Annotated in this window: 8 protein-coding genes and 1 pseudogene; 8 read left to right on the forward strand and 1 reads right to left on the reverse strand. The window is 66.4% G+C overall.

Annotated elements, in window-relative coordinates; translation table 11 throughout:
• Positions 1-277 (reverse strand): hypothetical protein (locus tag AB4Y99_RS23730; RefSeq protein ID WP_441525048.1); only part of this gene is annotated, 277 nt, incomplete at its 3' end.
• Positions 278-495: 218 nt separating this feature from the next.
• Here AB4Y99_RS23730 and AB4Y99_RS23735 point away from each other — a divergent pair.
• The 8 genes and pseudogenes from AB4Y99_RS23735 to AB4Y99_RS23770 all read left to right on the forward strand — a co-directional run.
• Positions 496-657, forward strand: a complete 162-nt coding sequence (locus tag AB4Y99_RS23735; protein WP_441525049.1) for a hypothetical protein — start codon at positions 496-498, stop codon at positions 655-657.
• 59 nt (positions 658-716) lie between these two features.
• Positions 717-1343, forward strand: coding sequence for a GNAT family N-acetyltransferase (locus tag AB4Y99_RS23740; RefSeq protein ID WP_113254179.1), 627 nt, complete (start codon positions 717-719; stop codon positions 1341-1343).
• Positions 1343-2434, forward strand: a complete 1092-nt coding sequence (locus AB4Y99_RS23745; RefSeq protein WP_113254180.1) for an LLM class flavin-dependent oxidoreductase — start codon at positions 1343-1345, stop codon at positions 2432-2434. Before AB4Y99_RS23740 ends, AB4Y99_RS23745 begins: the two co-directional genes overlap by 1 nt.
• 525 nt (positions 2435-2959) lie before the next feature.
• Positions 2960-3577, forward strand: coding sequence for a flavin reductase family protein (locus AB4Y99_RS23750; RefSeq protein WP_441525050.1), 618 nt, complete (start codon positions 2960-2962; stop codon positions 3575-3577).
• Between the two features lie 9 nt (positions 3578-3586).
• Complete coding sequence (locus tag AB4Y99_RS23755; protein WP_441525051.1) at positions 3587-4582, forward strand: MsnO8 family LLM class oxidoreductase; 996 nt, start codon at positions 3587-3589, stop codon at positions 4580-4582.
• A 22-nt stretch (positions 4583-4604) separates the two neighbouring features.
• Complete coding sequence (locus AB4Y99_RS23760; protein WP_441525052.1) at positions 4605-5960, forward strand: LLM class flavin-dependent oxidoreductase; 1356 nt, start codon at positions 4605-4607, stop codon at positions 5958-5960.
• Positions 5961-5995: 35 nt separating this feature from the next.
• Positions 5996-6532, forward strand: a complete 537-nt coding sequence (locus AB4Y99_RS23765) for a GNAT family N-acetyltransferase (RefSeq protein ID WP_441525053.1) — start codon at positions 5996-5998, stop codon at positions 6530-6532.
• Positions 6533-6573: 41 nt separating this feature from the next.
• Positions 6574-6823: pseudogene (locus AB4Y99_RS23770) on the forward strand (ABC transporter ATP-binding protein); the annotation flags it as partial.

The raw sequence follows: 6823 nt of genomic DNA on the forward strand, positions 1-6823 counted from the left end.
TGCGCAGGCTGCGACCACCCGGATCGACGACGCCATCGGCCAGGTTAAGCTCGCCGCGCTCCACCCAGAACGTCTGGAAGGCCAGGATCGCCGCGGCGAGTGTCGGGTTGCAGCGCTTGAAGGCTCCTGCCGGGGGTGGCGGCGACACGCCCTTCATGCCGGCGTTGCCGGGATCGATGCCCCAGAGCAGCCGGATTATCTTCTGCTGGTCGACGGGCGCATTGGCGACTTGCGTCACGCCGTCGCACACGCCCACCGGCCCCGACAGGATCGTCATGGCTCCCCTCCCCAGCATCGCCGGGACAGTCACGCAAACCACCAGCACAAGTCCGGAACGACCCACTGGCAGGCCAGTCATCGGGCACCAAACCGACTGGCGGAATCGTCATCCAATTTGATGAGAAGAGCGCCGATTTCGCGCGCCGCAGCGACCCGGTTCTCTGAGACAGCCCGGGTCTCGGCAGCGTGGGCGCTTCGGCCTGCCGATCCCCCAACTTGAGCCGCTTCGTCGGCGAAGCCCTCCCGGAAGAGGCTTTGCTGTTCGACCGCACAGTAGGCGGACTTGCTCGCAGAAGGAGCGATCGGGAAATATATCTACAGAAAATCACTACGCCGGAGGACCATTTTCTTATTTTTATGACGATATTGATCGCCTGAAATTCCCGAATACCATCGGTCCGGTCAATTTATCTCACGAACAACATGGAGACTAGGCCATGGCCGATGCGATCGTGCGTTCATCGCCGCTCGACGTTCAGGCGGAAGCTTTGCTGGAAGGGCTCATCGCCGAATATGACGGCCGCTACGGCGCCAACAGCCGGCCAGGCGGAGCACGGTCCGAGATCCTGCGCTATCCGCCGGAGGCCTTCGCGCCGCCGCTGGGCGAGTTCCTGCTTCTGCGCCGGGACGGCGAGACCATCGCCGGGGGCGCATTCATGAGCCATGATGACGAAACCGTCGAACTGAAGCGCATCTGGACGCGAGACGATCTGCGACGGCAGGGCTTGGCGCGTCGCATCGTGCAGGCGCTGGAAGAGGCGGCTGCGGATCTCGGCTATACGAGAGCCTATCTCACGACGGGCTTTCGCCAGCCCGAAGCGACGAACCTCTATCTGTCGCTGGGTTACCGACCGCTCTTCGACGTGGCGGTCGACCCGGCACTGTATCGTTCCCTGCCGTTCGAGAAGCATATCGGCGCCAAGGCAGGCACGGCCGGGCAGACTCCCGTCTATCCGCCTGCGGCCTCCCTGGAAGAGGCGACAGCGCGCGTCGCTGTGGTCAAGGCCCAGCAGGAGGCGCGCATCGCGGCCCGGTTGGCGGCGCATCGGGCCGTTGCGGCGTGATGCCGAGCCAGCGCCCGCAGTTCCTCTGGTACATTCCCAACGACGTGAAGTCCGGTCACCGCGGCGATACCGTCAGCCAGGACCATAACAGCCTCGACACATTGACGGCGCACGCCAAGGCCCTCGAAGAGCATGGCTGGGCCGGCGCCCTGATCGGCACGGGCTGGGGCCGACCCGATACCTTCACGCTCGCCACGGCATTGGCGGCACGAACCGAGCGTTTCGAGCCGCTGGTCGCGATCCGCCCGGGTTACTGGCGCCCGGCCCAGTTCGCGACCGCTGCCGCGACGCTCGACCATCTGTCGAATGGTCGCCTGCGCGTGAACATCGTGTCCGGCCTCGACGATCTCGCAGCCTATGGCGACAGCGAAGGAGATCAGGCCGGACGTTATGCCCGCACCAAGGAGTTCATGCGCCTGGTCCGTCGGCTCTGGACCGAGGACAAAGTGAGCCATGCCGGAGAGCATTTCCAGCTCGCCAACTCCACCGTGATGCCGCGGATCACGCCGCGTGAAGGCCGTCCCCATCCGCCGCTCTATTTCGGCGGCGCGTCCGCTGCGGCCGAGCATGTGGCGGCAAGCGAGGCGGATGTTCAGCTCTTTTGGGGCGAGCCGCGCGAGGCGCTGGCGGAACGCATCGAGCGTCTCAGGCGTCTGAGCCGGACCCTCGACAGAGACCTGCCGCCTCTGCAGTTCGGGCTGCGCATCACCACGCTGATCCGGGATACATCCGAGCAGGCCTGGGCCGATGCCGAGGCAAGGGTCGCAGCCATGGCTGCGGGCCAAAGCGGCTCCTGGCAGGATCATCGCCGCGCCGTCGCCGTGGGCCAGCAACGGCTCTTCGATCTGCACCTGCGCGGCGAGGTGCTCGACGACAATCTCTATACCGCGCCGGGACGTGTGGGTGGAGGCGGAGCCGGTACGACCTGGCTCGTCGGCTCGCCAATCGAGGTGGCCCGCTCGCTGAGCCAGTACCGCGATCTCGGCATCACCCATTTCATCCTGTCCGACACGCCCTACCTCAGCGAGATCGCGCGGCAGGGCCGCCAGTTGCTCCCGCTGCTAAGCGCTTCGGGGGCTGGAGGACTTTGAGAGGTCCAGTCGAAAAAACTGCTCGTCAGCCATCGTCCTTTGGCGGATTGGCCTCCGCGAGCCGCCATCTTTGGAATGCGGTTTCATTGACGGAAACGGTTCCGAAGGGAAAGATGACAGTATTGATCGCGCTTCGGTTCGGTCATTCGCGGGATTTGCTGGAGCAGCTTGCACCGCGTCAACAATGCTAAAAGCACCACGAGACGATCGTGGGCTCCGCAACGGAGTCTGACCCATGTCTGCCATCGCTGAACGATGCGGAATATCTCGTCGATCGCGCCGATGTCTGGCGTAAGAGCGTCTCGTCGCCACCACTGATCCATCGAACACCATAGACAGATTGCAGCGCCGGCTCCCCGGCGAAGGGGGATTCATGTTCCCAGCGACGCCGATACGGGCCTGCGACAAGACCGCTGAGCCCCTCCTCTTCCCCGCCATCGCCGAGCCCGCATCTGCCCTTTCCGGCTCTGCTCGTTGGCCGACGTCGCCTGGCCCGGCCAGGGCGCAATCTTCTCGGAGTCCATTATGACGGTCGTCTCGCTTGTGCCGAAGGCCCTCGGCCCGAAGGATCTTCCGAGGGTCATCGCCTCCTCCACCGCGCCGGCGCACCCGGCCCCGGCTGATCTCCAGCTTTTCCGCCAGGCGCTTCGCCAGCTCGCCGGCGGCGTCAGCGTCGTCACGACGGGCCGAGGTGCCGCACGGACCGGCCTGGTGGCAACCTCCGTCTCGTCGCTTTCGGCCGAGCCGCCGACATTGATGTTCGGGCTCAACCTGGCATCGTCCAGCTTTCCCGTGCTGCGGGCGCATGGCGCCTTTGCCGTGAATCTTCTCGCCGTCGACCAGAAGCCCATCGCCGACCGGTTTGCCGGCCGCGGCGGCGAGAAGGGGCTCGCCCGCTATGCCGAGGCAAGCTGGACGGAGGGCGCATCGGGTTCTGCCCTGCTCGACGGCGCGCTCGCCAATCTCGACTGCGAGATCGAGGAGCTGATCGAGCGGCATTCCCACGCCATCGTCATCGGCCGGATCCGCGAGATCAGGATCGGGAGCGAGTCGGCGGCGCTCCTCTACTGGCGCGGTGCCTATGAGCGCCTTGGCTGGCTGCCCGACGAGGCTGCAAGCGCACTCGGCCTGCGAGCCTATTGAGGAACGACGATGAGCTACCGCCTGAGCCTCCTCGACAAGAGCCCGATCCCGGAAGGCGAGAACGCCGCCGTTGCGCTGCAACGGACGGTCGCGCTGGCACAGACGGCCGAACGGCTCGGATACACGCGCTTCTGGGTCGCCGAGCATCACGGCTTTCCCGGTCTGGCGAGCTCCGCTCCCGAGGTGCTGATCGCCTATCTCGCCGMGCGCACGCGCAGCATCAGGATCGGCTCCGGCGGTGTCCTCTTGCCGCATTACAGCCCCTACAAGGTCGCGGAGATCTTCAATGTCCTGGCGTCGCTCGCTCCGGGGCGGGTCGATCTCGGCATCGGGCGCGCGCCCGGCGGGTTGCCGGCGTCGACACGGGCGCTGCGCGTCCTCCACGCATCCGGTCACGCCCACGACTTCAGCGCACAGTTGAGCAAGCTCGATACGTTCCTGAGCGTCCACACCGCGGAGGAAGGAGCAGCGCGCGCTCTGCCGCAGCCGCCCGTTTCACCCGAACGCTTCCTGCTGGGCGGCAGCCCCGACAGCGCCAGGCTGGCCGGGGAGCGCGGCTGGAATTTCGTTTTCGCCGGCCAGCATAATGGCGACGAGAAGGCGATAGAGGCGAGCTTCGAAGCCTATGCCGGCGCGGGCGGCAGAGGACCGGTCCTGCTGGCCGTGACGGCTCTCGCCGCGCCGTCGCCGGACGAGGCGCGCAGCCTGACCGATGCGCTGAAGATCGTGCGCGTGACGCTCGACGATGGCCACAGCGTCAATCTCGGCTCGGAAGAGCAGGCGGCGGAATATGCCCGGCAGGCCGGCGCCGTCGCCTACCACACCGAAATCCGCAAGCCGCAGATCGTTTCCGGCACGGCCGAGCAGGTTCGCCGCGAGCTGGAGCGGCTGCAGGCACGCTTCGGCGTCCGTGAATTCATCATCGATACACCGCCCGCCGCCGCCGAGAAGCGGCTCGCGTCCGTGATGCTGCTGGCCGGCGAAGCGCCGGCGCTCGCAGCCTGATCATTCGGAAAGGACGAGATCCATGGCCAAGAGCACCGTGACTCCCCGCCTGACCTTCGGCGTGATGCTGCAGGGCGCCGGCAGCCACATGAATGCGTGGCGTCATCCGAGCAATCCGCCGGATGCCAGCGTCAATCTGGACTTCTTCATCCGCAATGCCCGGAAAGCGGAGGAGAACGGCATCGCCTTCGCCTTCATCGCCGACGGGCTCTACATCAACGAGAAGTCGATCCCGCATTTCCTCAACCGCTTCGAGCCGCTGACGATTCTCTCGGCGCTGGCGGTCGCGACCCGGAAACTCGGCCTCGTCGGAACGGTCTCGACCTCCTATAGCGACCCGTTCACGATCGCCCGGCAATTCGCCTCGCTCGATCTGATCAGCGGTGGACGCGCGGGCTGGAACGCCGTGACATCCCCGTTGGAAGGATCCGGCCGCAACTACAGCCGGCCCCATCCCGAACATGCTTTGCGCTACGAGATCGCGCATGAATATCTCGATATCGCCAAGGGCCTGTGGGATTCCTGGGATGACGACGCCTTCCCGCGCGACCGCGAGACCGGCCGCTTCTTCGACCGCGAGAAGCTGCATACGCTCGGCTACAAGGGCCGCTTCTTCCAGATCGAGGGGCCGCTGAACATCCAGCGCTCGCCGCAGGGGCAGCCCGTGCTGTTCCAGGCCGGTGCCTCCGAAGCAGGCATCGGACTGGCGGGCAAGCATGCAGATGCGGTCTTCGCCAACCATGTCCCGCTGGAGGAGGCCCAGGCGCTGTATCGCGCCATCAAGACGAGTGCGGTGGCGCAGGGCCGCAGCGCCGACGAGGTGAAGCTGTTTCCGGGCGCGGGTCCGATCGTCGGCCGCACCCCGGCCGAAGCCGAGGAGAAATATCGCGCGATCCGGGCGCTGATCTCGATCGAGGACGCGCTCGCCTATCTCGGCCGCTTCTTCGACCATCATGATTTCAGCGCCTATCCGCTGGACGCGCCCTTCCCCGAGCTCGGCGATATCGGCAAGAACAGCTTCCGCTCGACGACCGACCGCATCAAGCGCAACGCCATTCTGAAGCGCCAGACCCTGCGCGAAGCGGCGCTGGAAGCCGCGACCCCGCGCACGGACCTGATCGGCTCGGCGGAGGAGGTTGCCGGCCGCCTGATCGAGCGCGTCGAGAAGCAGGCAGCCGACGGCTTCGTGCTCGGCTTCCCGGTCCTCGGAGAAGGTCTCGACGACTTCATCGGCCTCGTCATCCCCGTACTGGAAGAGCGCGGCGTCTATGACCGCAGCCTGCCGGGCCAGACCTTGCGCGATCATCTCGGCCTGCCGCGTCGCGAGAGCCGCCATGCCCGCTCTGCCCACGCGCAAACCGTGCGCAGAGCGGGCTGAGATCGCCGCCACCGCTTGTGAGAAAGGCTCCGGAGATGGCCGATCAGTTCGTCTACACCACCCCGCTCGACCCGCGCGCGCAGCCGCTCGTCGAGCAGCTGACCTGGGAATACGCAACCCGCTACGGCAGCTATTTCGGCGACCCGCCCGGCGCCGAGATGAGCCGCTATCCCGCCGCGCTTTTCGCTCCGCCGGACGGTAATTTCGTGCTGCTCCTGCGGGATGGCCGAGCGGTCGCCGGCGGCGCCTTCAAGCGCTACGACTCCCATACCGCCGAGCTCAAGCGGGTCTGGACCGATGCCGCGCTGCGCCGCCAGGGGTTGGCGCGCCGCATCGTCGAAGAGCTGGAACAGCAGGCGGTCCGCCAAGGATACAATAAGATCTATCTGACCACCGGCTTCCGCCAACCCGAGGCCAAGGCGCTTTATCTGGGCGCCGGCTATACGGCCCTGTTCGACCTGACCGTCGACCCCGAGACCTATGGCATCCTGCCATTCGAGAAGGCGCTTTCGGTCACGCCGTCGAGACGGGCCCCGCCATCGGAAAGCCACCGATCGCTCGACGCGGCCTGACGGCCGCACCAACACACCGCCTTCAGCCCGAAAGATCCGACATGACCCTCGCCAGCGACTTCGCGGGCCTGCCCTCGCACGCCCATCAGCCAGCGCCCGGGCGCGACTTCAGCCGCTACCGGATCGTGCCGGCCCGCTATCCCGGGCGGATCATCGGCACGGTCTTCGCAGGCGTCGTGATCTTCGCGATCCTGAATTCGGTACTGTCGAATCCGCGCTGGGGCTGGGACGTCTTCGCCGAGTGGTTCTTTGCCGAGCCGGTGTTGGTCGGCCTTGGACGCACACTCCTGC

It is taken from the genome of Allobosea sp. TAB14 (assembly GCF_052113865.1).
In the GTDB taxonomy this organism is placed as follows: Bacteria; Pseudomonadota; Alphaproteobacteria; order Rhizobiales; family Beijerinckiaceae; genus Allobosea; species Allobosea spartocytisi.

Excerpts from the sequence above, each read along its gene's own strand:
- AB4Y99_RS23740 (WP_113254179.1), top strand. The coding sequence starts at position 717 with ATGGCCGATGCGATCGTGCGTTCATCGCCGCTCGACGTTCAGGCGGAA.
- AB4Y99_RS23745 (WP_113254180.1), top strand. The coding sequence starts at position 1,343 with ATGCCGAGCCAGCGCCCGCAGTTCCTCTGGTACATTCCCAACGACGTG.
- AB4Y99_RS23750 (WP_441525050.1), top strand. The coding sequence starts at position 2,960 with ATGACGGTCGTCTCGCTTGTGCCGAAGGCCCTCGGCCCGAAGGATCTT.
- AB4Y99_RS23760 (WP_441525052.1), top strand. The coding sequence starts at position 4,605 with ATGGCCAAGAGCACCGTGACTCCCCGCCTGACCTTCGGCGTGATGCTG.
- AB4Y99_RS23765 (WP_441525053.1), top strand. The coding sequence starts at position 5,996 with ATGGCCGATCAGTTCGTCTACACCACCCCGCTCGACCCGCGCGCGCAG.